Source organism: Flavihumibacter solisilvae, from assembly GCF_000814475.1.
Lineage (GTDB): Bacteria > Bacteroidota > Bacteroidia > Chitinophagales > Chitinophagaceae > Flavihumibacter > Flavihumibacter solisilvae.
In genome coordinates, this window is record NZ_JSVC01000005.1 from 97,250 (window position 1) to 121,811 (window position 24,562).

Consider the following 24,562-nt stretch of genomic DNA (forward strand, 5'->3'; position numbering starts at 1 on the left):
TTATGTATTTATATGTGGAGTGGTTCTACAAACAATCTGAGATCCTTTATACCAGTTACCCGTATGCGTACACTGCCTCCGATACTCCCGGAAACTGATTCTGCCTGCCAGATCTCCCCATGGACTCTCACCATTCCTGACGGGTTCAGTTCCTCAAGCGATTCTCCTGTTTCACCAATCAGTCCCTCGGGCCCCGTAACCGGCTTGCTTCTCTGGGCCCTGAGTCCGGCGCCCACTACAAACAGGAAGAACAAAGCGGTTATGACAATGGATGGTATAATCACTTTCAGTGAGATCCTGACGTATTCCAGCGGCGAGTCATTCCGCAACAACATCATGGAGCCCATTAGTAACGCCACTGTTCCTCCAATTGCCAGGATACCATGACTGACAATTTTAATTTCCAGCAAATAAAGAATAACTGCAAAAATGATAAGTGCCAGGCCGGCATAGTTTATCGGTAACGTATGCAGGGTGTAAAAAGCAAGGATGAGACAGATCCCTCCGGCAACTCCCGGAAAGATTGCGCCCGGATTATAGAGTTCGAAAAGTATTCCATAAAAACCGATCAGCAGCATGATATAAGCGATGTTAGGGTCACTTAAAAGGTCGAGGAGCTTGTCAACAAATCCCATTTCAAGATATTCAACGGAACTCTTCGTCGTATGGAGCGTGTGCTTGCCTGAACTGGTCTGAACCACTTTTCCGTCGATCATTGCAAGCAATTCGCGTACGTCAGTAGCCACAACATCGATAACATTTTTTTCCAACGCTTCTTTTTCCGTGATGGACTGGCTTTCCCGGACAGCCTGTTCCGCCCATTCAAGGTTACGGTTGCGCTGGTTGGCAATGCTCCTGATGAAGGCGGCTGCATCGTTGGTTGCTTTGGCTGACATAACAGAATCCTGCGCACCCTGCAGTGTTACAGGATGGGCAGCGCCAATGTTGGTACCCGGGGCCATCGCTGCGATATGCGCGCCCATCGTAATGAAAACACCTGCCGAACCGGCATGCGCGCCCCCCGGTGAAATATATACGATGACAGGAACAGGAGACTCAAGTATGGACTGCACAATGACCCTTGTAGATTTTAATAGACCACCCGGTGTATTCAATTGGATCAGGAGGCAGGATGCGTTATCGTCCGTGGCCTTTTTAATGCCCCGTTGGATATAATCGGTCGCAACCGGATTAATGGCGCCGTCAACTTTTATGGCCAGCACTTTCTGGGCCTGGAGCTGATAGGAAGCAAGCGCTATCAGGGTTATTAAAATGAATCGTATCATATGATCCCCTGACGTAATTTACCGATTTTTTGTTGTTTCATTTCTATGCGGAATACTGTTGATCGCATTTTGCAAAGCCCGGTTAAATTCTTCCGGTTTTTCTATCATGGGGTAATGCCGGGTAGAAGGCACATAAAAAACCTGGAAGCCGGATCTGCAAAATTTTGCAAGAGCCATCGTGTCAACGGGGTTCGCATCACTATTTACCAGCAATAGCGGAAGGGTTAATTGCTGAAGTACTGTTCTTTCCTGCTGCTGGTATTTCAACAATCCTTCGAGGGCAGAGATAGCAACAGTGGAATCAGCCATTTTAATGTCATTGATCACCTTTTTTCGGATAGCCGTATCTGTATCCTTGTGAAACAACGTCTGGTCAGCATAAGTTCCTGCTGTTTGCTGATAGCTCTTTTTTAGCGCGTCCATGAAGTTTTGTATCTCCTGCTGGTCTTTCAATGTAATTATTCTTCCGACATCCTGGAAATTATCGATACCTACCAATCCGCTAATATGTTGCGGATGTTTTCGAAGTGCTTCTATTACGATGTCGCCACTCATGGAATGCCCGATCAGAATTACGTTTTCCAGGTTAAGCTGATCAATCACCGCGGCGATATCGTCGGCGTATTTCTCAATTGTATATTCCTTCCGCCCAGGTTCCGAAGCGCCGAAACCCGGAAGATCAACAGTCACCACTTTATACCTCGCTGAAAAACCCGAAACCTGGTTCGACCAGTACGAGTGATTGATCGCCCAGCCATGTATGAAAAACAATGTCGTATCGCCGGCTCCATCTATAGTGTAATGGATGTTCAGGCTGTCTGTTGAATAAATTTTGTCCGGGTATGCAATTGCTTTACGTTTTTTTTCCGGGTTGTTGCAGGCGACATTCAGCAACATTGCAGCTACTGTGATCATCGCAAAAAAATTCATGCTAATTGATTTAAAGTAAATACTCCGGTTAATTCATCCGGCTATTGCTCTTCAGTTCTGAACCCCGGCCTTTCATAATATCGTGCTGCCAGAATGGACACCGGAATGCCAACCGCTACTATAAGGATGAGTATACCGGTAACAGCTGATTTCAGTTTGAATGGTAAAGACGGGGTGTTGCTGAGCGGCAGAACAATCCTGTTCATGATTAACCAGATGACCAGTCCGTATATTACTCCGCCTGTAATCCGATTCCGGGAAAAAAATGGAATCCTCGGATATAAGAAGAAAAAGATCGCCGTAAATATCGTTGCTATCGCGAGATGAAAGAATAAGCCCCATACCGGCATGAATGTCGCCTCCGGATCAAAAGCGGGTTTGCCAAAGATTCCACTGGCAATAAACCGGAAAACCATCACCGGGTTCCTGCCTGTATTTATCAGGTATTGTACTACGGCTGCGAACCCATCCAGTATACCGGTTAATAGACCGGCAGCCAGGATGGCCGGAAGGAGGGGTTTGTTTTCCTTAACTGGTAACAATATACTAGCGGATAAAAATTTTTCCTATTAATTTTTTTTATATACCTTTAGAGACCAATCGGTCTCATGCGTAATGCTGAAGCAACCATACAACATATTGTAGAAAAGGCATCGGTCCTGTTCAATACAAAAGGTTATGCAGGCACATCTATCAACGACATCATGGAAGAGACCGGTTTGAAAAAGGGTGGCATCTACCGGCATTTCGAGTCAAAGGAAATGCTTGCCGCCATCGCGTTCCGCTACTCTTACCAAAAACTTAAGGCAGCCTACTTGTCTACTTTCACTAAAGGCCAGCCTGCTGACCAGAAACTGTACCAGTTCCTGGATACTTTTTGCCACTTTCTTGCCCATCCGCCAGTGGAAGGTGGTTGTCCGATCCTGAACACGGCAACAGAAGTGGACGATACAAACCTACCCCTCCGTGAAGAAGTCATGAAAGCAGCAAAGGATTGGGAGCAATCCGTCGCATCCGTTTACCGCGATGGAAAAGAAAAAGGGATTTTCAAACCCTCGACTGACCCTGAAGCGGAAGCCCGGATCATGCTGGTATCCATTGAAGGCGCTATACTGCTGGCAAAATTGCATAAGGACATGAGCTACACCACACCGGTAATCGAAAGTCTCCGCCAGCGCATCCAGAACCTTAGAAGCTGATTTTTTTTAACCTGTTAGAGACCGGTTGGTCTCAATTATTTGACAAAAAATAACCTTACATGAAAAAGATTCTTGCAGGGGTGGGACTGATTATTACTGTCCATTGCGCCCAGGCTCAAAACGCAGCCATTCTTTTCAACGGAACGACATTGCAGGGTAGTTTCAGAAATGACATCAACAGGACCGGCATGCTCACATATGTGGATGCATCCAGCAAAAAGCAGCAACTGAGTGCCTCGCAGGTAAAAGAGTGCTCGATCGACCAGCACCGTTATATCAGTTACAAGAATGATTTTTTTGAAGTAGTGACAACAGGCAATCGCTATACACTTTACCAGAAAGTGACCGATAATGATGGTAAACTCACTTACAACGGAACAGAAGCTAGCGTGATGCAGGGAAGTGAAGGCCGAAAGGGTGAGTATTTTATTTCTGTTTCCGGTGAACCGGACCTGACCTGGTTAAAAAAGAAAGAATATGTCGCTATCATAAAGCCTATGGCCAAAGATTGCCAGGCTGTTCTCGGGCAACTGGAGTCAGGAAAAACGGCATACACAGAATTGCCTGCCCTGGTTGGCACATTGAATAACTGCCAATAGAAACCAGCCATGGACACAACTATCAGGAGCATCACGATCCCGGCCATGGATAGTCTGCAACTCGCAGCCGACATCATCATGCCCGTGAACAACCAGGTGATAGGAACAATTCTTGTCCACCCCGCAACCGGGCTCACAAAAAAGTTCTATTTGAAATTCGCGCGGTATATGGCCGGTGAAAGTTACCGGGTGATCATATACGACTACCGCGGCATGGGAGATTCCAGGAACTCGAAGCTCAGGAATGTAAAATGCAGTATGCTTGACTGGGCCTTGCTCGACATGAACGGTGTTTTGAATTTCGCTGTTGAATACTTTTCTTCTCAACCAATATACTGGGTCGGTCACAGCATTGGTGGACAGTTTATGGCGCTAATGGACCGCTACGATTGTATCACAAAAGTTATTGCCATTAACAGCTCAACGGGATACTGGAAGTCATTTAGGTTTCCCTTTAACCTGTACAGTCTTTTCCTGTGGAAGGTATTCCTCCCGCTTTCAATTCCGTTGCTGGGCTATGGACCGATAAGCCGGTATGGCCTTGGCCAGGACATACCCGCTGGGGCGGCACGCCAGTGGGCACGCTGGTGCTGCGATCCGGATCATTTTGCAGAAACCTTGAGACAGGAATCCGGTCGCTTTGATTTCTCGCATTTCAATGTTCCGATTACAGCATTTGGTTCTTCAGATGACTTTATTGCAACGAGTGACAACATTGATCGCCTGCTGTCTTTTTATCCCTCTTCTCCGCGGAAGAAGATCATGGTATCGCCGGAGCAGGCCGGGGTGTACAGGATCGCCCACACCGGGTTTTTCCGGAGCGGACCTGGCGGGAAAATCTGGCCTCTCATCCTCCGCGAGATCGAGCATGACGACAGGAATGCAGGAGAGACGTTACCGCTTATCCACGTTGGCGAGCCGGCTATCCGTTTCACATAGATATGTGAATGCCGGGAAAGTTGGCAGCAGCTAAGTTTGCCTAAAAAGATGCGCCACCTTATCCTTATTGCAGTTTTCTTTTGTACTGCACTACATTCAATCGCCCAGCAGCATCCGGAGGTTGCCACTAACATCGCGCGTTATGTCAACCAATCGGATCCTGCCGGGCTTTTCAGTCTTTTCGACAGCACATTCAAAACACAATTCCCGCTCGATGCGGTAAAAAACGCAGTTCCCTCACTGCAGAACGCATTCGGAAATTTCAACTCGGTGAAGTTTCTCAAAGGAGAAAACAATCAGTCCCTTTACCAGTTTGAGGGCACCAAAGGAAAAATATTTGTTGTCCTTTCATACAACAACGACAAGATCTCTTCAATGCTGTTTACGCATGAAGATCCCTTCTTTGAATTAAAGAAGCGGGATAAATGGCAAACAGATAACCCCCTTTCCAGTACCAGCGATAAACTGGTTGACACCATCGTAAGATCCATTTTGCAACGCTCAAATACCCCGGCGATCAGCATTGGTGTCTGGAAGGATGGGAAGGCTTTTTATTATAACTACGGTGAGTCGTTTCTTAACGGAGGACCTTTACCTTCGGCACATTCTGTTTATGAAATCGGTTCGGTCACCAAAACCTTTACCGGCACAGTACTCGCCCACCTTTTACGTACCGGTAAAGTATCACTGGACGACAAGGTGAATAAATACCTGCCTGATTCCATTCCTCTTTTGGGTACCAGCGATACGCCTTTGCTGATCAGGCACCTGGTGGCACATACGGGGGGACTTCCACATCAGAACGATAAGGACTATGGTGCAAAAGTTTCAGACGATGTCGATAACCAGATGAAATTCTATGAAGCCCGTCATATGCTGGCATTCGTGAAGGATTGGAAACCTTTTGAAACACCTGGTACGAAATTCCGTTACAGCAATCTCGGGTATTCTTTACTGGGGTACATGTGTGAAAGAGTAACAGGCAAGCCGATATCTGTTTTGTATCGCGAGCTGATATTCACTCCGCTCGGCATGAAGAGAAGTTTCATCAATGAGGAACAGCCAATCGGTGAGGTTCGTCCGTATCATGCGGATGCCACACCCGCACGATACTTTACTGTATCTGCATATACACCTGCCGGGGCAGCCCGCAGCAATATCGAAGACCTCCTGAAATATTTGCGAATGCAAACCACGCCCGATAGTTCCATCGCTGGCAGGGATATTGCATATTCCCATGCTCCGGTAATGCAAACGGAAATGAACCTTGCCATTGGCTGGTTCTGGGCAGAAAATGCAAAAGGAAAATACTTCTTCCACTCAGGGGGTACAGCCGGTTTTACCAGCAGGGTGTTGTTTCAGCCGGCGACAGGTGTGGCGGTGGTTGTATTAAGCAATTGCCTGAATGGAGATGCAAATGAAATAGGAGACAGGATTTTCCACCAAATAAATCCTTAATTGCATGAAAATTCTGTTGTCAGAAAATGGATTCGTTAACTCACATAGCATTAGGGGCATGTATTGGTGAAGTTTTTTTTGGGAAACAGATCGGGAAGAAGGCAATGATCTGGGGGGCGCTTGCACAGAGTCTCCCCGATATTGATTTCATAGCCGGATTCTGGATGCCAGTCGCTGAAGAACTTCTTGCACATCGCGGGTTCACGCATTCCTTTTTATTTATTTTCATGGCCACACCCGCCCTGGCTTTTGCAGCCGACAGGATCCACCGGCCGCATGAGATTATGTTCCGGCGTTTTCTCTTGTTCTTCGCTGCAGAAATGCTCGTACATATTTTTCTTGATGGGTTTAATAATTATGGAACAGGATGGTTTGAACCCTTTAGTCATGCGCGCTTTTCGTTCAATGCAGTATATGTAGCAGATCCCCTGTTCAGTATCTGGCCGGCTATTGCCACTGTCGTGTTGGCGATCATTCCCAACTCACACAGAAAAAGAAGCTTCTGGATCAGGTTCGGACTTATACCGCCGGCAATGTACCTGCTGCTTTCTGTCTTCAATAAACTGGTTATAAATAACGAAGTGAAGAAGATTGTGAAAGCGCAGAAGATTCCTATGAACAATTACTTCATTACTCCAACGCCGCTTAACAACCTGCTGTGGTATGTGGTAACAGGTAATGATAGCGGATACTATGTCGGGTACCGGTCAGTGTTTGATAAGGATACTACTATGGATTTTCAGTATTTCCCGCGCAATGACAGTCTTCTCCGACCCATTTCTGAGCATGAGGATGTTCATCAGCTGATACGATTTGCACAAGGGTTCTATACAGTTGAAAGATGGGGAGATAGTATCGTGTTCAATGATCTCAGGTTTGGTCAGATCATTGGTTGGCAAAGTCCCGAAGAGCGGTTTGTATTCCATTATTTCCTGCAACACCCCGGTGAGAACATGCTTGTTGTGCAAAGAGGCCGGTTTGCCAAGTGGGACAAAGATGTAGCAATAGCTTTATTACGCAGGATGGCAGGGCGAAAAAAAGCCCTTCGCAGGTTGTAACGAAAGGCTTGGTTATAAATGAAAAGTTTGTTGGCTCAGGTTGCATATTCATCCATGGTACCCCTGATGGAGTCCACCCGTTCGCGAACATTATTGCGGATGCCGGATAGTTTATTCTTCCCTTCATTTACTTTATCCCGGATGGTATCAGTGAGCTTTTTGCTGTTATCCGCTATTTTTTTGCGGGTATTTTCGCCCTTGTCGGGAGCGAATAATATTCCCAGTACACCACCGATAGCCACCCCTGCCGCCAGTGCAGTCATGATTTTATTTGCGTTTGTCATAACGAATGGTTTTTTATTTAAGGAATTCAGTTACTCTCTTAAAGTTACCAAATACAATACCAAGATTTAATCTAAATTACTTTTATGGAGAAGTCTTTTCCTCAGGTGGGATATACCATACACAACCGGGTGCAACTCATTCGCGGAGGAAAAGAATATTTCAGTCATCTTACCGAATTGATCAGGAGTGCCAGGCAGTCATTCCACCTCCAGATCTATATTATCGACGGCGATGAAACCGGCCGTGAAATCCTTGGCGAGTTGATGGCTGCGGCAGCCAGGGGAGTAGCTGTGTTTGTACTGGCCGATGGATATGCTTCGCAGGGGGTGACAAAACAGTTATCTGAGTTAAAAGCTTCCGGCGTAAAGTTTCGCTGGTTCGAACCGCTCCTCCGTTCCAAACATTTTTATTTCGGCCGCAGGCTTCACCATAAGGTTGCAGTTGCAGACGGCTCCCGCGCGCTTGTTGGTGGCATTAACCTCAGTAATCGTTACAATGACCTGTCGGATCAGCCGGCCTGGCTTGATTGGGCGATCCTTACTGAAGGGCAGGCAGCAGGAAAGTTGTTCTTCATCTGCCAGGACCTGTGGAATAAGTCAGGATGGGGAAAGAAGAAGAGTGAACGCTTTAACCTCAAACTTTCCGCCGCTAATATTCCCGATAAATGCCTGGTAGGAGTAAGGCGTGAAGATTGGGTTCGCAGGCGGATTGAAATCTCCTCCAGTTACCTGAAAATGCTGTCACATGCAACCAGGGATGTCTATATGATGTCGAGCTATTTTTTACCCGGTCGGATCATGCGCCGGAGCATAGCTGCAGCGGCAGCAAGAGGAGTGAGGATAACCGTTATTACAGCAGGCAAGTCAGACATCCATATGGCCAAACATGCCGAAAGGTACCTTTACCGCTGGATGATCAGGAAGAAAATGCGGCTTTATGAATACCAGCCTAAGGTCCTTCATGGCAAGATCAGCTGCGCTGATGGGCAATGGGCCACCACTGGGTCTTATAACCTGAATTTCCTGAGTGCATATGCAAGTATTGAACTAAACCTTGAAGTGCTGGATGAAGAGTTTGCCGCGTCTGTCCGGGAGCAGCTGGAAGAAATTATCCGGCAAGACTGTGTCAGGATCACGGAAGACGATCTTGTAAAACATTATCCCTGGTATGTCAGGTTCTGGCAACGCATCTCATATGATCTTATCCGATTCGCCTTTTACCTGTTCACTTTCTATTTCAAGCAGGACCGTAAATAATCATCCATCAAATAAAAAATTTCAAAGGATCTTGTCCCGCTTCATTCGGGCTAACACCAAACCTGCAAGCATTTCTGTTCCCATATCAAGGCCGTTGCTCATATTTACCTGCACCATGCTGGCCCATTGCTTCTGGTATTGCTCCCTGGTATAGAATGCAGCTGATACACTGCCGACAGTCTGCGATCTTGTATCATAATTGAAATCGTAGGCAGGGCTGGTATAAATATCGAAGAGGCTCATGGATGCAAGTGGTGTCGTTGAAGCCACACTGACCTGGTCACTCATTGATGTCTGCGCTCCAAGATATGTCAGTACGATTATTCCATCGAACTGGATCGGGTCAATTTTTGTCTTTAACGCTTCTCGGCTGGTAATCTCAGTCATCGAAAAATAAGGATGTGTCGGAGTGGAATGATATCCGCTGCGGTTCAGCAGATCCACCATTTCTTTTTCTACTTTTTTCCGCGCAACAGTATCCTTCATCGTGCCCAGCACCAGGATGTTGCTGTACTTCTTTTTCTGGTATCCTTCAGCAATGAAACTTTCGGTTCCGGAAGCGGGCTTGGAGCTGCCGCACCCGGTTAAGATCATACTGGCGAGAAGTGCCATCGCAACTGCTGGAAATTTCATGGCGGTTTTTTATTAAAGTTAACTATTAGCCGACTAGTTTTGTTAATAAATAAACCGTTATAATGGGCGTATTAAGGCAGTTAGCAGAATACCTCTACATCAAAAAGAGAGATCCGAAAGCGCCACGGAGTAAATGGATAGGGTATATGCATGGCATTAACCGCATCTCATTGTTTATGTTCGTGGCAGCGTTGATTTTTATGCTCGTCCGTTTTGTCTTTTTCCGGAAGTAAGATCTCTTGTTCCTTCCAGCATGAAGTTCCAGATACTTTCAGCTGCCTGCGCTGATGCATTGCCGCCCTGTTGAAGGATTTCTCTTAAATCATGGTATTCTTTTTCCAGCTGACGGCGCGCTGATTCGTTATGAAGGAGTCGATCCAGTTCGGCACTGAGATTCTCCACATTCATTTCATCCTGGATGAGTTCCTTAACGATCAGCCTATCCACGATCAGGTTCACCAGTGAAATATATTTTACTTTGATGAGTCGTTTGGCTATCATGTATGATATCCTGTTGCCTTTATAGCACACAACTTCCGGAACGCCGAACAGCGCAGTTTCCAGGGTAGCAGTGCCCGATGTAACCATGGCTGCCGCAGCCTGCATCAACAGGGGATAGGTCGCGTTTCGGACAGCCGAAACATTTGGGAACGGACCTAATAATGGTTCGTAAAAGCTGTCAGGTTGGCCAGGGGCCATTGCCACGACAAACCTGTAATCGGGAAACGAACGGCTTACTTCGAGCATTACCGGAAGCTTCTGAAGGATTTCCTGTTTACGGCTTCCTGGCAGCAGCGCGATCAGTTTCGGATCGGGTTTCAGATCAGGATGTGCAGCCTTAAACTGGTTAATGACTTCCACCAAAGGATGACCCACATATTCTACCGGGTAATTCCATTTGTCATAAAAACCTTTTTCAAAGGGGAGGATTACGAGCATTTTATCCACGTTCTCCCTTATACCTTTGACCCTGTTTTCCTTCCAGGCCCACACCTGGGGAGAAATGTAATAGATGGTCCTGTACCCTTTTTCCTTCGCCCATTTCGCAATGCGTAGGTTGAAACCTGGATAGTCAATGAATATTATCGCATCCGGCCGGAATTCAGTTATATCCTGTTTACAAAAGTCAAGGTTTCGGAATATGGTCCGAAGGTTTGCAATCACTTCCACAAAACCCATGAAAGCCAGTTCGGAGTAATGTTTAACCAGGGTTGCACCGGCGGCCTGCATCAGGTCCCCGCCCCAGCAACGGATGTCTGCATCAGTATCCCTTTTTTTCAATTCCCTGATCAGGTTACCGCCATGCAGGTCGCCGCTGGCCTCGCCCGCGATGATGTAATATCTCATAGCCCCAAAATTAGGCGATCAGTTTTATAAGGAGGACAGCGATCCCATAAACGAGTGTAGCAATAAATACGCCTTTCGCCGTCTGGTCCCTCCTGCTGTTGATATAGATGGTGAAAAGGATAGCATTTGCAACCAGCGATATACTGCTGACTCCAGTCAGCAGGCTTTTATAAAGGCGGAGGTATTGAAGAAAGTCCGTAAACGCAACATGCCGCGGTAAAAACGCAACAAGGTAATATATGATCAGTCCGGCTACAGGTGCCAGTAAGCCCAGTACGATTCCCAGGCGGAGATTGTCTTTCTTGAACATTAATGTTTCCAGCTTTTTTCCAGTTTGGACTTAAGAACGTAATTGGTAAGATCAAATTGTACAGGAACCACACTTACATAATTATTCTGAAGTGCCCACACATCGGTATCCCTGCCCTTATCAAAATTCATGAACTCGCCGGTGAGCCAGTAATACCTGCGGCCGTGAGGGTCCTGGCGTTCCAGGAAATCCTCCTGGTACTTGGCATAGGCCTGCCGGCAGATCTTAATGCCTTTTATCTGGTCTTCCGGTACTGCCGGGAAGTTCACGTTCAATACGAGGTGCTTATCGAGCTTTTTAGCCAGCACAAGCTCAGTAATTTTTCGCGCATACACTGCAGCGGCAGAAAAATCCGCTTCAATGCTGTAATCCAGCAGTGAAAATCCAATGGAGGGGATGCTTTCAATGGCTGCTTCAACTGCGGCGGACATAGTGCCTGAATAGATCACATTGATGGAATGATTGGCACCGTGGTTTATTCCGCTGAGGCAGATGTCCGGCTTGCGGTGCAAAACCTTATCGACCGCCAGCTTCACACAGTCCACCGGAGTACCGGTACATGAGTATGCTTCTATGCCCTCAAAATAGGTAACTGCATTCAGTCGCAACGGCGACCCGATCGTAATGGCATGTCCCATCCCCGACTGTGGTTTGTCCGGGGCAACCACAACGACCTTACCCAGATCCTTAACCGCTTCTACCAGGTTTTTAATTCCGGGTGCCGTAACACCGTCGTCGTTTGTAATGAGAATGATTGGCTTTTCCTTGCGCTTTGGCATAATAAAAAAGTCAAAAGTAGATATTAAAAAGGGAAAAACAGGTTCCGGGATGGAACGGTTACAAGTGTCCGCAGGCGGGTTGCTCCATCCTTCGCATTCGCAGCAGGAACTATTTTTCTAAATTTTAATTTTTTACTTTTTACTTTGACAAATAATTTAGTATTTTCGTGCTAAATCACTTAGCATGTCATTTGCCGGCAAAAACTTAAAATATCTGCGTAAGCTTCGGGGATGGACACAGGAAGATTTTGCAACGAAGCTCAGGATCAAAAGATCTTTACTTGGTGCTTATGAAGAAGAAAGGGCAGAGCCAAGACTGGAAGTGCTGGAAGTTGTGAGTGAAATGTTCAAGGTGAGCCTGGATGAGTTGTTTCTGAAAGACCTTGGTGATACAAAGGGTAGTTATATAGCCAAACGACGGGCCCAGAAACTGGCTTCGGAACCAACGGTAATTCAATTTGTACCTGTTAAAGCAGCCGCCGGTTACCTGGCAGGCTATGCAGATCCGGAGTTCATTGATGAATTGAACACGTTTACGCTGCCAATGCTTGCTCCGGGCCAGTACAGGGCATTTGAGATTCTTGGTGATTCAATGTTGCCGACCCCAAGTGGTTCTATCATTGTTGGCGAGAAGATCGATAACCTTGAGTCGTTGAAAACGAGCAATACCTACATAGTCGTTTCAAGGCAGCAGGGTATAGTTTATAAAAGGGTCATGAAAAATCCCCGCTCAAAAACTAAACTTACCCTCGTTAGTGATAACCCGGTTTTCCAGCCTTACCAGGTTGATGCCGGCGATATTATGGAAGTATGGCAGGCGCAGATGGTCATCACCCGTGCAAATCAACAGCAACGGTGGGACGTTGACCAACTGGCCTCAGTTGTCTCTAACCTGCAGGAACAGGTTAGTTCCCTGAAGAAAAAAATGAATTGATAAACGCTGTTGTTTTTTAGTATTATGGGTTAGTAAGCCCCGCTTCGGCGGGGTTTTTTTAATTGTCACTGATCATTGCAGCTTCGCGAAAGGTATTGCAATGCGCTGTTATTATGTCCCTGATGTCAGGTGAATACCCCCCGCCCATGGCAACCGTGCACGGAATGTGGTTCTCGTGTAAGATTTGAAAAACGAACCGGTCGCGTTCGCGACACCCCTCTGTGGATACCTTCAGTTTACCGAATTTATCTGTGGCGAGTATATCAACGCCCGACAGGTAGAACGCAAAATCCGGCTGGTAGCTTTTGATTACCGGGGGCAGGTTTTTTTTCAGCAGATCGAGATAGGTAATAGTATCGGTGCCATCTTCAAGTGGAATATCCAGGTCTGAAATTTCTTTCCGGAAGGGATAATTGTGACGCCCGTGCATACTGAAAGTGAAGACCCGCTTTTCATGCTCAAAGAGTTTTGCAGTTCCATTACCCTGGTGCACATCGAGATCAATGATCAGTATGCGTGAAGCAAGCTGCTCCTGCAGCAGGTAATTCGCTGCAACAGCAAAATCGTTCAGGAGGCAGAAGCCCTCGCCCTTTCCGGCATATGCATGATGTGTACCTCCCGCAACATTTAGCGCAATTCCGTGACTCAGTGCATGCAACGAACAGTTGATGGTGCCCTGCGTGATAATGAGTTCACGAAGCGTGAGTTGCGGCGATTGGGGAAAGCCTATCTCTCTTTGTTCTTTAGCGCTTAGTGTCTGGTTATGTAACCTGCCGAGGTAATCATGGTCATGCGTGTAGAGTATTACCTTATCCGGGCATACTGCTGGCGCCACGAGATTTTCTTCCCGGATTAATCCTTCATAGAGTAGTTGTCCCGGGATCAGTTCGTACTTGATCATCGGGAAGCGATGACCTTCCGGCAGTGGATAAGAATAAATGGGATCATAAGCGATATACAGGCCGTTTCTACTCATCGGAACTCGTCGTCTTATTGAAGGGAAAGCACTTTTTTCTCGGCAATTACAAATACCCGTGAGCCTTCATCCGGTTCAAGTATTGCCAGGCCCGTAAATTCACTGAAGGCAGGCAGGATCGCGGCACTACGGCCGAAATAAAAACATGGCAGACGGAGTGACTGCCTGCCCATTCCACTTAACCGGACCCCCGGGTGTATATGGCCGGAGAAAAAATAGGTCTCCGTCCCGTTTTCCATTTCGGGTAACCATTCATGCACGAAACTGAACGGACCCTGTGAGTAAATATTCTTAAAAACTTCTATGTTGTTTATTGTATACCAGTCTTCGGAAAAAATATCATGATTACCCATGACCAGCCTGATCCTGATGCCATCGTGGTCATTTCTCCAGCGGGCAAACAGGTCTGCTTCACGGTTTTCAGCCGAATGAAAGAAGTCGCCAACGATCAGGATCGTGTGCGGCCTGAAAAAGCTGACCAGGTCAAAAAGTCGCTGGAGGTCATTCCTGAACACATGTTGTGGTACTGCAATCCCTGCCTTGCGGAAATGCCCGGTCTTACCAAAATGAAGATCACTGACGATCAGTGTACCGGCCGATTCCCAGTAAACAGCCTTGTGAGGGGAAAGCCACAATTGCTCACCGGATACAGAAAAAGAAAGAGGTGCCTGCATTATCCTGCAAATCTAAAAAGGATTATTGTTAATTTGGCTTTTCAACAAAACCCCGCGTATGAATACAGAAAACCCATTTGAACCGCAGGAGAAAAAACTTCCCTCCATGCTGAATGTGCTCACAATTCTCACATTTATCGGAAGTGCGATTGAACTGTTTTTTGGCTCATTGAACTTTATAAAAGGAAGGAAGAGTCTCGATGACCTCGAGGAACTTCAATCAAGTGGAAAACTGGATGATGCACCGGATTTCATGAAGAAAATGGCAGGACCGGAAGCACTTGAAAATGCCCGCCTGGCTTACGAAAACAGGATTCCCCTTTTTATAATTGCACTCGTAGGTGTCGGTCTCTGTATTTACGGCGCCATCCAGATGCGGAAACTTCAGAAAAATGGTTACTACATGTGGCTCATCGGTGAATTGCTTCCCATCGTAGGCAGTATCATCTTTATCGGGATCGGTTTCGCTGGTGCCATGAGTTTCATGCTTGTATTCCCGGTATTGTTTATCATTTTGTATACCACCCAGCTGAAACACCTGAAATAATTATTTCGATAGCTGTAACTGCATTTTTTTGATCCTGTCCTCGAGCTTTTCCGAGGACAGGTTCTCTCTCATGCTATCGACTTTGATCGGGAAACAGAAAGGCGTCAGTCTTTCAGGGAACCTGATCACTATATTGCTCTGCTGTATGCGTTGCAGCATATCCCGCAGGCGGACTTCCTCCATCTGCTGATCGAATACCTGCTGGTAGGCCTGCCTGATCAAAAGATTGTCGGGATCATATTCCCGAAACACATTGAACAACAACGAGGCACTCGACTGAAGATGCCTTGTCTTCTTCTGCTCCCCGGGATATCCCTGGAAAATAAGCCCGCCGATCGTGGCAATCTCCCTGAACTTTCTCCTGGCCATTTCTGTACTGTTGACACTTCGCTGGATATCCTGGAATAGATTTTCAGGTGAGAACAATTCATATACATTGCTGTCGTCGACCGGAATGGGTTGATCACTCAGTAATTCGAATCCGTAATCATTCATCGCAAATGAAAAGGTAATAGGCATGATCCGGCTGATCCTGTAAGCAAGGATCGCCGCCATTGCTTCGTGCACGAGCCGGCCTTCAAAGGGATAAACGAAAAGGTGGAAACCATCTTTTGTTTCAATCTGCTCAATGAGGAGTTCATTTGCCTTTGGCACGTGACTTAACTCTGACTGCAGATCGAAGAGCGGCCGTAGCGCAATGATTTCGTCTTTGTTACTGCTGCCACTTCCGGCTTCGTCGAACTGCTCCCTTAGCATTCTGCCCAGGTTCGCTGAAAGCGGCATCCGGCCTCCTTCCCAGCTGGGTACGATCGCCTTGGGCGAATTTGATTTTCGAACCAGGGCAGTCATCTCTTTTACCATTACCAGTTCCAGGTTTCTGCCGGCAAGGATGAAACTGTCGCCCGGTTCCAAACGCGCAATGAACCCTTCTTCAATCACTCCGATATATCCTCCGCTGATGAACCGGACTTTCATCATTACATCACTTACGATCGTGCCTATATGCATCCGGTGTCGCATGGCCATCCTCCGGCTGGTGATCCGGTAAACACCATCTATCAACTCTACTTTTTTATAATCGTCATATTGTTGCAATGCCTTACCGCCGGTCGTAAGGAAACTCAACAATTGAATCCAGTCATCCTGAGTGAGGTCACGGAAACAATAGGTTGTCCTTACTTCGTTAAAAAGAACTGCCTGGTCAAATCCTTCAGAAATGGCCAGCGTGCACATAAATTGCAACAACACATCATAACAAAGTAACATCGGGTCACGTGATTCAATCACATTGCGATCCATCGCTTCTTTTAACGCAGCAGCTTCAACAAGCTCAAGAGAATGTGTGGGCAAAAAGTAAATGCGGCTGGTAGCACCTGGCTGGTGACCGCTTCTTCCTGCCCGCTGCAGGAAGCGCGCAACTCCCTTTGGTGAACCAACCTGGATGACTGTTTCAACCGGCCGGAAATCAACACCAAGGTCAAGGCTTGATGTGCATACTACAACTTTAAGCAGACCGGTGTGCAGCGCTTCTTCCACCCAGATCCGCAAATCCTGGTCGATACTGCCGTGATGCAACGCAATAGCGCCGGCAAGATCAGGGGCCTCGTTTAACAGCACCTGGTACCAGCGCTCACTCATTCCCCTTGTATTGATGAAGAGCAGGGTAGTGGTACTATTCTCAATTACGGGAAGTGTTTTCGCAGCGAGCTTTATTCCCAGGTGTCCCGCCCAGGGGTATTTTTCTATTTCATCGGGAAAGATGGACAAAACCTCCATCTTCTTATCAAGGTTTGCTGAAATAGTAACACCGCTTTTTTTCAAAGGAGACAACAATACTTCTTTCGCCTGTTCGAGGTTGCCAATTGTCGCAGAAATACCAAATACGCATATCGATGGATGTAAAGCTGCGAGTCTGGACACTGCCAGTTCTACCTGGACACCTCTTTTGCTGCCGATCAGTTCATGCCATTCGTCTACCGCAAGTATCTGAAGGTTACTGAGTGTTGACGGATATCCTTTTTGTGCTAACAATAAATGCAGGCTTTCAGGAGTAATGATCAGCACCTCCGGCATGTGGGTCTTCTGCCGTTGTCGTTCTGCCGGTGTCGTATCGCCATTGCGGATGCCAACCGACCAGTTCATTCCCAGTTCACTGATCACTTCTTCCATAGCCCGTCCGATATCTTTTGCCAGCGCCCGAAGTGGTGAGATCCACAATAACCGTAACCCGTTTTTCTTACGCGTTTTGTAATTGTCAGGATTTTCATTGATGAAACGGATCAATGCGCCAAGGAAGACCGAAAATGTTTTTCCATAACCGGTCGGGGCATTCACAAGACCGCTCTCTCCTTTTGCAATGGCAGCCCACGTCGCTTCCTGGAATGTAAAGGGGGCGAATTTTTTTTCTTCCAGCCATGCCTGTATGATTCTATATCCTCTGGTGTCCTTCATCTTTAGCCCTATTCACCTATTCACTTATTGACTTATTCACTTATTGAATTATTGAAACCCAATCACAAAGTTTTGAGATATTCAATCACTGCTTTCCTGTCAGCAGCTGACAGTTTATCACCGAATGTATGTCCATAATTTCCGTAACCTTTCAGTGTTGTATTATAGACAGTGGACCCGCCCGCCATTTCATGCCGGGTATAATTCCAGCCGACCTCTTCGTAGTTGTAATCGTTCTGTTGGTAACTGCGCGACCAGTACTTCGGCCTTTCACTGCTGTTCAGCAACGCTTCCAGTGTCGGCACCGATCCGTTATGAAGATACGGTGAAGTGCACCAGATGCCGTCCAGCGGCGGAGCGATGTATCCACTGAAAGGAACAAGCTTTGCCGGGTGATCACCCATTCCGAACCAACTGTTGTTGAACCAGCTGATGAATTGTGGTTGCTGGTAATTACTGCTATATAATGCAGAGTCGGTTTTGATAATCTTCGCGGGCACAAGCAGGTTGGGATATTGTTCGTCCTCTCCATAAGTGCCGTGGCATTTTTTACAACTCTCCATAAAGACTTCCTTACCTTTTTCAGCAAGCTGTTTATCTACCGGTTTAGGGTATGCGGGCGGTTCGAGTGAATACAGGTAAGCAAGCACATCACTGATCTTTTTGTCCACCCCGGCAGCTTCACTGCTGTCAGTTACGGTCAGCAGGTTACTGGCCATCAGGAAGCGTCCGAAGTCACCCCTTCCAAATCCAGTATAGAACATCGCGTTCTTTTTTTTCAGCAGCCACCATGCAGGTACATCGGTAGGAATAACATCATCCGGAATTCGCATCGCTGCACTGTCGGTCCATCTTAATGTTACCGGGTCACGGTGGGCTACAAGAACGGCAGCGAGACGGTCAGCCGCGTTTACTCCCCGTACTGCTGTTTTCAGGTACGGACCAACGGTGCCGGTAACTGTAATAAAATTCTTTGCAGCCTCGTATTTTGCCGGCGCCGATGATTTGAGCATATTGGCCAGCATATTCACATTCTTTGAATTAAGGACCTGTCCACCGCTGAAATCAATGAAACTGTTACCCAGCCCCATTACCAGTGAATCGTTGAAAACCTGGGCATGGCATTGCAGGCAATTCGGCGCTACCAGGTTCTCACCGTTGGTTGCCTGTATTACGGTGAACTCATGACTCACAGTTGCATTCATTCCCGTGCGATTGAGATGATTTACCGGCGTTTTCCCTTTACCAAGCACAAATAAGTCATATGGAATTCCGCTCTTCACGTAGTCGCCGGTTGTCAGGTAACTGAAACCCTTTACGGCATCACCACTTCGTTGTGGCGATGGAGGAACCGGCACCGGTTTTTCAGGATCGATGTAACCGGCATCAACTGCCAGAAGACTCACAGCTGCAACAATGCAGGCAAACAGGATAATTCCTGCGCGATAGGTTTTTTGCATATATGAAATTAAGCCATCACTTCCCATACATCTCTAGCATTTTTTTAAGATCGTCCAGTGTATTGATATCTTCCGGCCCTTTATCATGCCGCCAGCGGCTGATGCGGGGGAACCGCAACGCGACTCCGCTTTTATGCCTGCCCGACGCGGCAATTCCTTCAAAAGCAATTTCAAATACTAGCTCAGGTTTTACGGTACGTACCGGCCCGAACTTTTCGAGCGAATTCTGCCTGACGAAATGATCCACCTGGCCAATTTCCTTATCTGTGAGCCCCGAATATGCTTTGGCAAAAGTTACCAGGATCTCACCATCGCGTACGGCAAATGTGTAGTCAGTATAAAGATTACTCCTTCTGCCATGTCCCTTCTGTGCATACACCATTACTGCGTCAATGGTCAGCGGATCGATCTTCCATTTCCACCAGTCACCCCGCTTTCTCCCCACCTGGTAAACCGACGATCTCCGTTTCAGCATAATGCCCTCTGCGACCTTGTCACGGGATTGCTCCCTTATCCGTTCGAGTTCCCGCCATTCCCCGAACGTTATTACAGGTGACAACAGCAGCACAGGGTGATGAAGGGATGTAAGCAATTGCTCGAGCTGCCCGCGTCTTTCTTCCAATGCAATGTCACGGAAATCGTTCCCTGCATATTCGAGGAGATCGTAGGCAAAAAAAGCAACAGGTGCTTCAGTAAGCTGCTTTTTGGTCACGTTCTTCCTGCCAATCCTTGTCTGCAGCAGTGCGAATGGAAGTGGCTTTCCTTCCCTCGCGGGCATGATCTCACCGTCCAACACTGTTCCTTCCGGTAACAGTTGAAGCAGTGGATTAAACTCAGGAAATTTATCTGTCATCAGTTCCTCGCCACGACTCCAGACGAAAAGCTGGCCGTTTCTCCTGATCAGCTGCCCCCGTATTCCGTCCCATTTCCATTCTGCCTGCCACTCAACCGGATCACCTAATGAATCTGGTCCTCCTTCCAGCGCATATGCGAGGTAGAAAGGATAGGGCTTCGAATGATCTTCTGACATGCCTTCTCCGCTCAGCAATTCGGCGAAGCTGACCAATGCCGGTTCCCAGTTACCACTTATCCGGTGTGCAACAATGCTCGCTTCCAGTCCGGTGACGCGGGCGAGCGACTGTACCATCAGTTGCTGCGAAACGCCTATCCGGAATCCTCCCGTAATGAGTTTATTGAATACGAACCTGCCATCCTTTCCCAGTTCCCGCCAACACTCGAGCATAAACGCTTTTTTTTCCACTTCGGGCAACGGTCCAAGCTCCGCCAGCCGCTCGATATACCAGGAAAGATTGTGTTCCGGACTGTCAGATTCCGGCGACGGCAGAACAAGTGCAATGGTTTCGGCAAGATCGCCTACTGTGTGATAGCATTCCTCAAAAAGCCATGGCGGAAGGCCAGCCTGTTCGCGACTCCATTCTGCCAGCAGCCTGCTGTTGACGACACGTTTCGGTCGCCTTCCACTGAATAAGGCGATCACCCATACTTTGTCCTTTCCAGGTGCCTGCTGGAAGTAGCTGGTAAGCGCATCCAGCTTTTCATTTGTCTTTGTGGATGTGCCAAGGGTGTTTACCAATACAGAAAACCGGTGCATGCCACCGGATATTTCCTCCTGGTCATATGGTACTGTCTCCAACACTGTCATTTTCTTCCTCCATATCGCCGTAATCGGTTTTTACTTCATATGCCTTCACCCCCTGTTCATTCAGGTAGCGACTGAATGCCGACTGGAACCCGTGGGTGGCAAATATTTTTTCCGCTCCCGTTTCGTGCACTGCCTTCAACAGTCCTTTCCAGTCTGCATGATCACTCAATGCGAATCCGGCATCTGCATTTCGCCTGCGGCGGTTTCCGCGCACCTGCATCCAACCGCTGCAAATTCCGGTCCGGTAAGGCTGGAACTTCCGCATCCAGCTACTGCCGTCCGCTGATGGCGGTGCCAGTATGATTGCTCCCTTCAGCTCTTCACGGGGCGTTTCCGGTGTAATCCTCGTTAATGATGGTAAATTGAATCCAGACTGCCTCAGGATCTCCTGCGCATTTGCAATTGCGCCATGAGCATAAATCTTTTCGGTTATGGCTGACAGGCAGACACTGACGCGCTGTGCTTTACCAAGACTGTAAGCAATAAGTATGGATGCAAAACCGGATTCACGGTTTCCCTGTACCCATGATCGCATGTCATCATAGATCTTTTCCTGTGGCTCCCAGTCGTATATGGGAAGCCCGAATGTTGATTCGGTGATGAAACTGTGACAACGAATGGGTTCGAATGCACCACTGATCCCGTCATCCTCTGTTTTGTAATCGCCGCTGACAACCCAGGTTTCGCCCTGGTATTCCAGGCGCACCTGCGATGAGCCAATTATATGTCCCGCAGGATGAAGGCTTACCCGGACACCGTTTACGTAAATGATGTCACCCCATTCAACAGGCTGGTAGGTTCCGGCACCCAGCCTTAATTCAAGTAGCGGTTTGCAACCACGATGGCACAGGTATTCCTTCGAACCCCACCTGGCATGATCGCTGTGTGCATGGGTGATAATTGCTTTGTCAACCGGAAGCCAGGGATCGATATAGAAATTCCCTGGTTGACAAAAAAGTCCATATTCGGTAAATGTAATAAGTGGTTGCAAGGTTGACTCAAAATACAGTCACCACCGCTCCGTTCACTTTTTTAACTATGTACAATTTCTTGTTCTCAAAATAATCCAGCTGTTGTGTTTTCTTGTCGAGCAGTACCGGCTGAATATCGAAGTCGGTGAAGATCCTGTACTTTTTTATACCAAGACCAGTTGCAATATTGGGACCAAGTTCTACAAGCAGTTTGCTGAAACGGTACGTCGTTTCAAATCCCCTGAACACCATATCGCTTGGCCTTGCATACAGGTTGTCTTTGAAGTGAGTATTTACCTGCTCACTTACCGGATCATTCCGTTGCGGGTTAAATGGTGTTGAATAGAATATCTCCAGGTCCTTGAACTCCGGTTTCTCAAAATCGCGGATATTGTCCCAGGTCGGCATACCCAGGATCTGGACAGGGTAGGTTTTATTCAGCTCAGCCAGCTGCATGCAGATGTTACGGCCGAAACTTTCATCAAGGCTGCCCGCCACACACATCGTGGTTTCCGTACTGTCGAGATAGGGAGTAAGGTTGGCAGCTGTAAAATTAGATGGCAGGTTAACGTACTTAAGCTTTAATTGCGCGCCTGATGTTGACTTTTCTATCTCGGTAAAATAATTCTTCAACCTGTCTTCCTGCGGACCGGTTTTCCGGAATACAATAATAGTGGAAGTGCGGTTTTTAAGTTGCAGGAAACGGTACATACCCTCGCAGTGAGTAGCGAGCGTACTGTTCAGGATCACCATATACGGATTGTTGGTGACCCCTCCGTCGTTAGGCAGGTTTACGTTAATGAAGGGAACCTGCTTCCTGTTTGCATACTCCGCCAGTGGCCTGATCTCGTTGTTGCTCACATAAGACAGCAGGAGGGAAGCATCAGTTACGGCAGGCAGCTTGAGGACGTCGTAAATCGTCTTGACCGAACGCGTGTCAACAATATTCAGTTCAAGTGAAACATTCTCCTTTTTGAGAGAGTCAATTGCGAACTGCACACCTTCATAAAATTCGAGGCCGGGCAGCATGAAACGGGGAAACTGTTTGCCATACCTGTACTGGCCGGAAGCATCAAAAGCTGAATCAAGATATAAAGGAATCAAAACAGTCAATACCGGTTTCTTTATACCTGACTGAACTGGTATATTTTCCTGTGCGGATGCGGATTGCCTAAAACCCAGTAACAGGACTACTGCTACAAAGAGAAGCCTCATTTTACCCATATATGATCTTACGGTTTGGTCTTTATTCCCATTCAATCGTGGCAGGGGGCTTACTGCTGATATCGTACACCACCCTGTTAATTCCCCTGACATTATTAATGATCTCATTCGAAATGTATGCCAGAAAATCATACGGAAGGTGCGCCCAGTCAGCTGTCATCCCGTCCACCGAAGTTACGGCACGTAACGCCACCGTATATTCGTAAGTACGCTCATCGCCCATAACCCCCACACTCTTTACGGGAAGCAGGATTGCGCCGGCCTGCCAAACTGTTTTATATAAGTTGTGCTCTTTCAATCCGGTGGTGTACCTGTAATCGGCTTCCTGCAGCAGTTTAACCTTTTCTTCAGTTATTTCTCCAAGAATACGGATAGCAAGTCCCGGGCCGGGGAACGGGTGCCTGTCCAGCAACTCGTCCGGAATTCCTAATTCCCTTCCTACACGCCTTACCTCGTCCTTGAACAGGTAACGAAGTGGTTCCACCAGGCCAAGATGCATTTTTTCCGGCAGGCCGCCAACATTATGGTGCGATTTGATGGTCACCGATGGACCATGTACCGAAACACTTTCAATCACGTCGGGGTAAATAGTACCCTGACCCAGCATTTCTATGCCTTCGATGTTAGCTGCTTCTTCCTGGAAAATATCTATGAAAAGGCGACCGATCACCTTACGCTTGTCTTCCGGGTCGGTTTTACCTGCAAGCTCGCCGTAAAAACGCGCTTTCGCATCAATCCCTTTGACGTTCAGGTGAAGGTTATCCTTATATGTCTTCAGGACTTGTTCAAATTCCCCTTTCCGTAGAACGCCGTTGTCTACAAAAATGCCATACAGGTTATCACCAATAGCTTTATGTATCAGTGTTGCTGCTACTGTACTGTCCACACCGCCGCTGAGTGCCATGATCACTTTGCGGTCGCCGATCTGTTCTTTCAGTGCAGCCACTGTATCAGTAATAAAGTGTGCGGGGGTCCAGTCCTGTGCGCAACCACAAACTTCTACCAGGAAATTCTTTATCAGTTTTTTTCCCTCGATAGAATGATATACTTCGGGGTGGAACTGGACTGCGTATAATACTCCGTCTCCTTCATTTTTGCGGAATGCAGCTACCGGAATGCTTTCGGTAACAGCAAGCAATTCAAAGCCTTCGGGAAGTTCCTTGATTGAGTCACCATGACTCATCCAAACCTGTGAATTCTCTGACATACCATTGAGCAGAACATTCTCTTTAATTTTCTGCATATAAGCACGGCCATATTCGCGCTTGTTACTCTTTTCCACTTTTCCGCCAAACTGCTTTGCCGTGAGTTGGGCACCATAGCAAACGCCAAGTACCGGTACCTTCCCGATCAGCTCCCTGATCTCCACTTCCGGTGCATTCACATCATTCACAGAAAAGGGGGACCCGGAAAGGATGATCCCTTTCAGGCCTGGTTCAAACACCACTGCCTTATGATATGGGGTTATTTCGCAATAAACATTGGCTTCGCGCACGGCCCTGGCAATCAATTGTGTATATTGCGAGCCGAAGTCTAAAATGAGGATTTTTTCTGTCATGGTGGCGCAAAGGTAAGATGTTTAT

At 47.3% G+C, this 24,562-nt stretch carries 25 protein-coding genes; 9 read left to right on the top strand and 16 right to left on the bottom strand.

Annotation, left to right across the window (positions count from 1 at the left end; genetic code table 11):
* Positions 1-8 precede the first annotated feature (8 nt).
* From OI18_RS04745 to OI18_RS04755, 3 genes are read right to left on the bottom strand one after another with little or no spacing between them, the layout of a single operon-like run.
* Positions 9-1,286 (bottom strand): NfeD family protein, encoded by a 1,278-nt coding sequence (locus tag OI18_RS04745; RefSeq protein ID WP_039137651.1) that lies wholly within the window; start codon positions 1,284-1,286, stop codon positions 9-11.
* A gap of 18 nt (positions 1,287-1,304) precedes the next feature.
* Entirely contained in the window at positions 1,305-2,216 is a 912-nt protein-coding gene (locus OI18_RS04750; protein ID WP_039137653.1) for an alpha/beta fold hydrolase, read from the bottom strand.
* 41 nt (positions 2,217-2,257) lie between these two features.
* Positions 2,258-2,758 (bottom strand): hypothetical protein, encoded by a 501-nt coding sequence (locus tag OI18_RS04755; RefSeq protein WP_039137654.1) that lies wholly within the window; start codon positions 2,756-2,758, stop codon positions 2,258-2,260.
* 66 nt (positions 2,759-2,824) lie between these two features.
* Between OI18_RS04755 and OI18_RS04760 the strand changes: the two genes are divergently transcribed.
* The 5 genes from OI18_RS04760 to OI18_RS04780 are packed head-to-tail and all read left to right on the top strand — an operon-like array spanning position 2,825 to position 7,469.
* Complete coding sequence (locus OI18_RS04760; protein ID WP_039137655.1) at positions 2,825-3,415, top strand: TetR/AcrR family transcriptional regulator; 591 nt, start codon at positions 2,825-2,827, stop codon at positions 3,413-3,415.
* A 59-nt stretch (positions 3,416-3,474) separates the two neighbouring features.
* Positions 3,475-4,014, top strand: a complete 540-nt coding sequence (locus tag OI18_RS04765) for a hypothetical protein (RefSeq protein ID WP_039137656.1) — start codon at positions 3,475-3,477, stop codon at positions 4,012-4,014.
* Positions 4,015-4,023: 9 nt separating this feature from the next.
* On the top strand, positions 4,024-4,953 hold the full coding sequence (locus tag OI18_RS04770; protein ID WP_039137658.1) for an alpha/beta hydrolase family protein: 930 nt from the start codon (positions 4,024-4,026) through the stop codon (positions 4,951-4,953).
* Between the two features lie 48 nt (positions 4,954-5,001).
* Positions 5,002-6,411: a serine hydrolase gene (locus tag OI18_RS04775; protein WP_039137660.1), complete on the top strand. Its 1,410-nt coding sequence runs from the start codon at positions 5,002-5,004 to the stop codon at positions 6,409-6,411.
* A 26-nt stretch (positions 6,412-6,437) separates the two neighbouring features.
* Positions 6,438-7,469, top strand: coding sequence for a metal-dependent hydrolase (locus tag OI18_RS04780; RefSeq protein WP_039137661.1), 1,032 nt, complete (start codon positions 6,438-6,440; stop codon positions 7,467-7,469).
* A 35-nt stretch (positions 7,470-7,504) separates the two neighbouring features.
* On the opposite strand, the gene OI18_RS04785 is transcribed toward OI18_RS04780, so the two are convergent.
* Entirely contained in the window at positions 7,505-7,753 is a 249-nt protein-coding gene (locus OI18_RS04785; protein ID WP_039137663.1) for a YtxH domain-containing protein, read from the bottom strand.
* 84 nt (positions 7,754-7,837) lie between these two features.
* Here OI18_RS04785 and OI18_RS04790 point away from each other — a divergent pair, with 84 nt between their 5' ends.
* The gene (locus OI18_RS04790; protein WP_039137665.1) at positions 7,838-9,010 is read left to right on the top strand and encodes a phospholipase D-like domain-containing protein; all 1,173 of its coding nucleotides are present in this window, start codon (positions 7,838-7,840) and stop codon (positions 9,008-9,010) included.
* A 21-nt stretch (positions 9,011-9,031) separates the two neighbouring features.
* On the opposite strand, the gene OI18_RS04795 is transcribed toward OI18_RS04790, so the two are convergent.
* Positions 9,032-9,643, bottom strand: a complete 612-nt coding sequence (locus OI18_RS04795; protein ID WP_039137667.1) for a hypothetical protein — start codon at positions 9,641-9,643, stop codon at positions 9,032-9,034.
* A 62-nt stretch (positions 9,644-9,705) separates the two neighbouring features.
* On the opposite strand from OI18_RS04795, the gene OI18_RS25160 reads away from it, so the two are divergent.
* Entirely contained in the window at positions 9,706-9,876 is a 171-nt protein-coding gene (locus OI18_RS25160) for a DUF6728 family protein (protein WP_338030045.1), read from the top strand.
* Here the strand turns inward: OI18_RS25160 and lpxB are convergent.
* The 3 genes from lpxB to surE are packed head-to-tail and all read right to left on the bottom strand — an operon-like array spanning position 9,842 to position 12,079.
* Positions 9,842-10,990 carry a lipid-A-disaccharide synthase gene (gene lpxB / locus OI18_RS04800; protein WP_052272875.1) on the bottom strand — a complete coding sequence of 383 codons (1,149 nt, stop codon included), beginning with the start codon at positions 10,988-10,990 and terminating at the stop codon, positions 9,842-9,844. The two genes, OI18_RS25160 and lpxB, sit on opposite strands and share 35 nt — an antisense overlap.
* Positions 10,991-11,000: 10 nt before the next feature.
* On the bottom strand, positions 11,001-11,300 hold the full coding sequence (locus tag OI18_RS04805; protein WP_039137669.1) for a hypothetical protein: 300 nt from the start codon (positions 11,298-11,300) through the stop codon (positions 11,001-11,003).
* The gene (gene surE / locus OI18_RS04810) at positions 11,300-12,079 is read right to left on the bottom strand and encodes a 5'/3'-nucleotidase SurE (protein ID WP_039137671.1); all 780 of its coding nucleotides are present in this window, start codon (positions 12,077-12,079) and stop codon (positions 11,300-11,302) included. The genes OI18_RS04805 and surE overlap by 1 nt, the downstream gene beginning before the upstream one ends.
* Positions 12,080-12,263: 184 nt before the next feature.
* Between surE and OI18_RS04815 the strand changes: the two genes are divergently transcribed.
* Positions 12,264-13,013: an XRE family transcriptional regulator gene (locus tag OI18_RS04815; protein WP_039137672.1), complete on the top strand. Its 750-nt coding sequence runs from the start codon at positions 12,264-12,266 to the stop codon at positions 13,011-13,013.
* Between the two features lie 58 nt (positions 13,014-13,071).
* Here the strand turns inward: OI18_RS04815 and OI18_RS04820 are convergent, their stop codons facing one another.
* Complete coding sequence (locus OI18_RS04820; protein ID WP_039137673.1) at positions 13,072-13,989, bottom strand: histone deacetylase family protein; 918 nt, start codon at positions 13,987-13,989, stop codon at positions 13,072-13,074.
* A gap of 14 nt (positions 13,990-14,003) precedes the next feature.
* The gene (gene pdeM / locus OI18_RS04825; protein WP_039137674.1) at positions 14,004-14,663 is read right to left on the bottom strand and encodes a ligase-associated DNA damage response endonuclease PdeM; all 660 of its coding nucleotides are present in this window, start codon (positions 14,661-14,663) and stop codon (positions 14,004-14,006) included.
* Between the two features lie 58 nt (positions 14,664-14,721).
* On the opposite strand from pdeM, the gene OI18_RS04830 reads away from it, so the two are divergent.
* A complete protein-coding gene (locus tag OI18_RS04830; RefSeq protein ID WP_039137676.1) occupies positions 14,722-15,210 on the top strand; it encodes a hypothetical protein in 489 nt (162 codons plus the stop codon).
* Here OI18_RS04830 and OI18_RS04835 read toward each other — a convergent pair whose 3' ends face one another.
* The 6 genes from OI18_RS04835 to guaA form a co-directional block, all read right to left on the bottom strand.
* Complete coding sequence (locus tag OI18_RS04835; RefSeq protein ID WP_039137677.1) at positions 15,211-17,661, bottom strand: ligase-associated DNA damage response DEXH box helicase; 2,451 nt, start codon at positions 17,659-17,661, stop codon at positions 15,211-15,213.
* 62 nt (positions 17,662-17,723) lie between these two features.
* On the bottom strand, positions 17,724-19,121 hold the full coding sequence (locus tag OI18_RS04840) for a c-type cytochrome (protein WP_052272876.1): 1,398 nt from the start codon (positions 19,119-19,121) through the stop codon (positions 17,724-17,726).
* A 16-nt stretch (positions 19,122-19,137) separates the two neighbouring features.
* The gene (locus OI18_RS04845; RefSeq protein WP_240312724.1) at positions 19,138-20,775 is read right to left on the bottom strand and encodes an ATP-dependent DNA ligase; all 1,638 of its coding nucleotides are present in this window, start codon (positions 20,773-20,775) and stop codon (positions 19,138-19,140) included.
* A complete protein-coding gene (locus OI18_RS04850) occupies positions 20,756-21,775 on the bottom strand; it encodes a ligase-associated DNA damage response exonuclease (protein WP_052272877.1) in 1,020 nt (339 codons plus the stop codon). Before OI18_RS04850 ends, OI18_RS04845 begins: the two co-directional genes overlap by 20 nt.
* A gap of 7 nt (positions 21,776-21,782) precedes the next feature.
* The gene (locus OI18_RS04855; protein WP_039137679.1) at positions 21,783-22,979 is read right to left on the bottom strand and encodes a hypothetical protein; all 1,197 of its coding nucleotides are present in this window, start codon (positions 22,977-22,979) and stop codon (positions 21,783-21,785) included.
* A gap of 22 nt (positions 22,980-23,001) precedes the next feature.
* Positions 23,002-24,537, bottom strand: coding sequence for a glutamine-hydrolyzing GMP synthase (gene guaA / locus OI18_RS04860; protein WP_039137681.1), 1,536 nt, complete (start codon positions 24,535-24,537; stop codon positions 23,002-23,004).
* Positions 24,538-24,562: the final 25 nt, after the last annotated feature.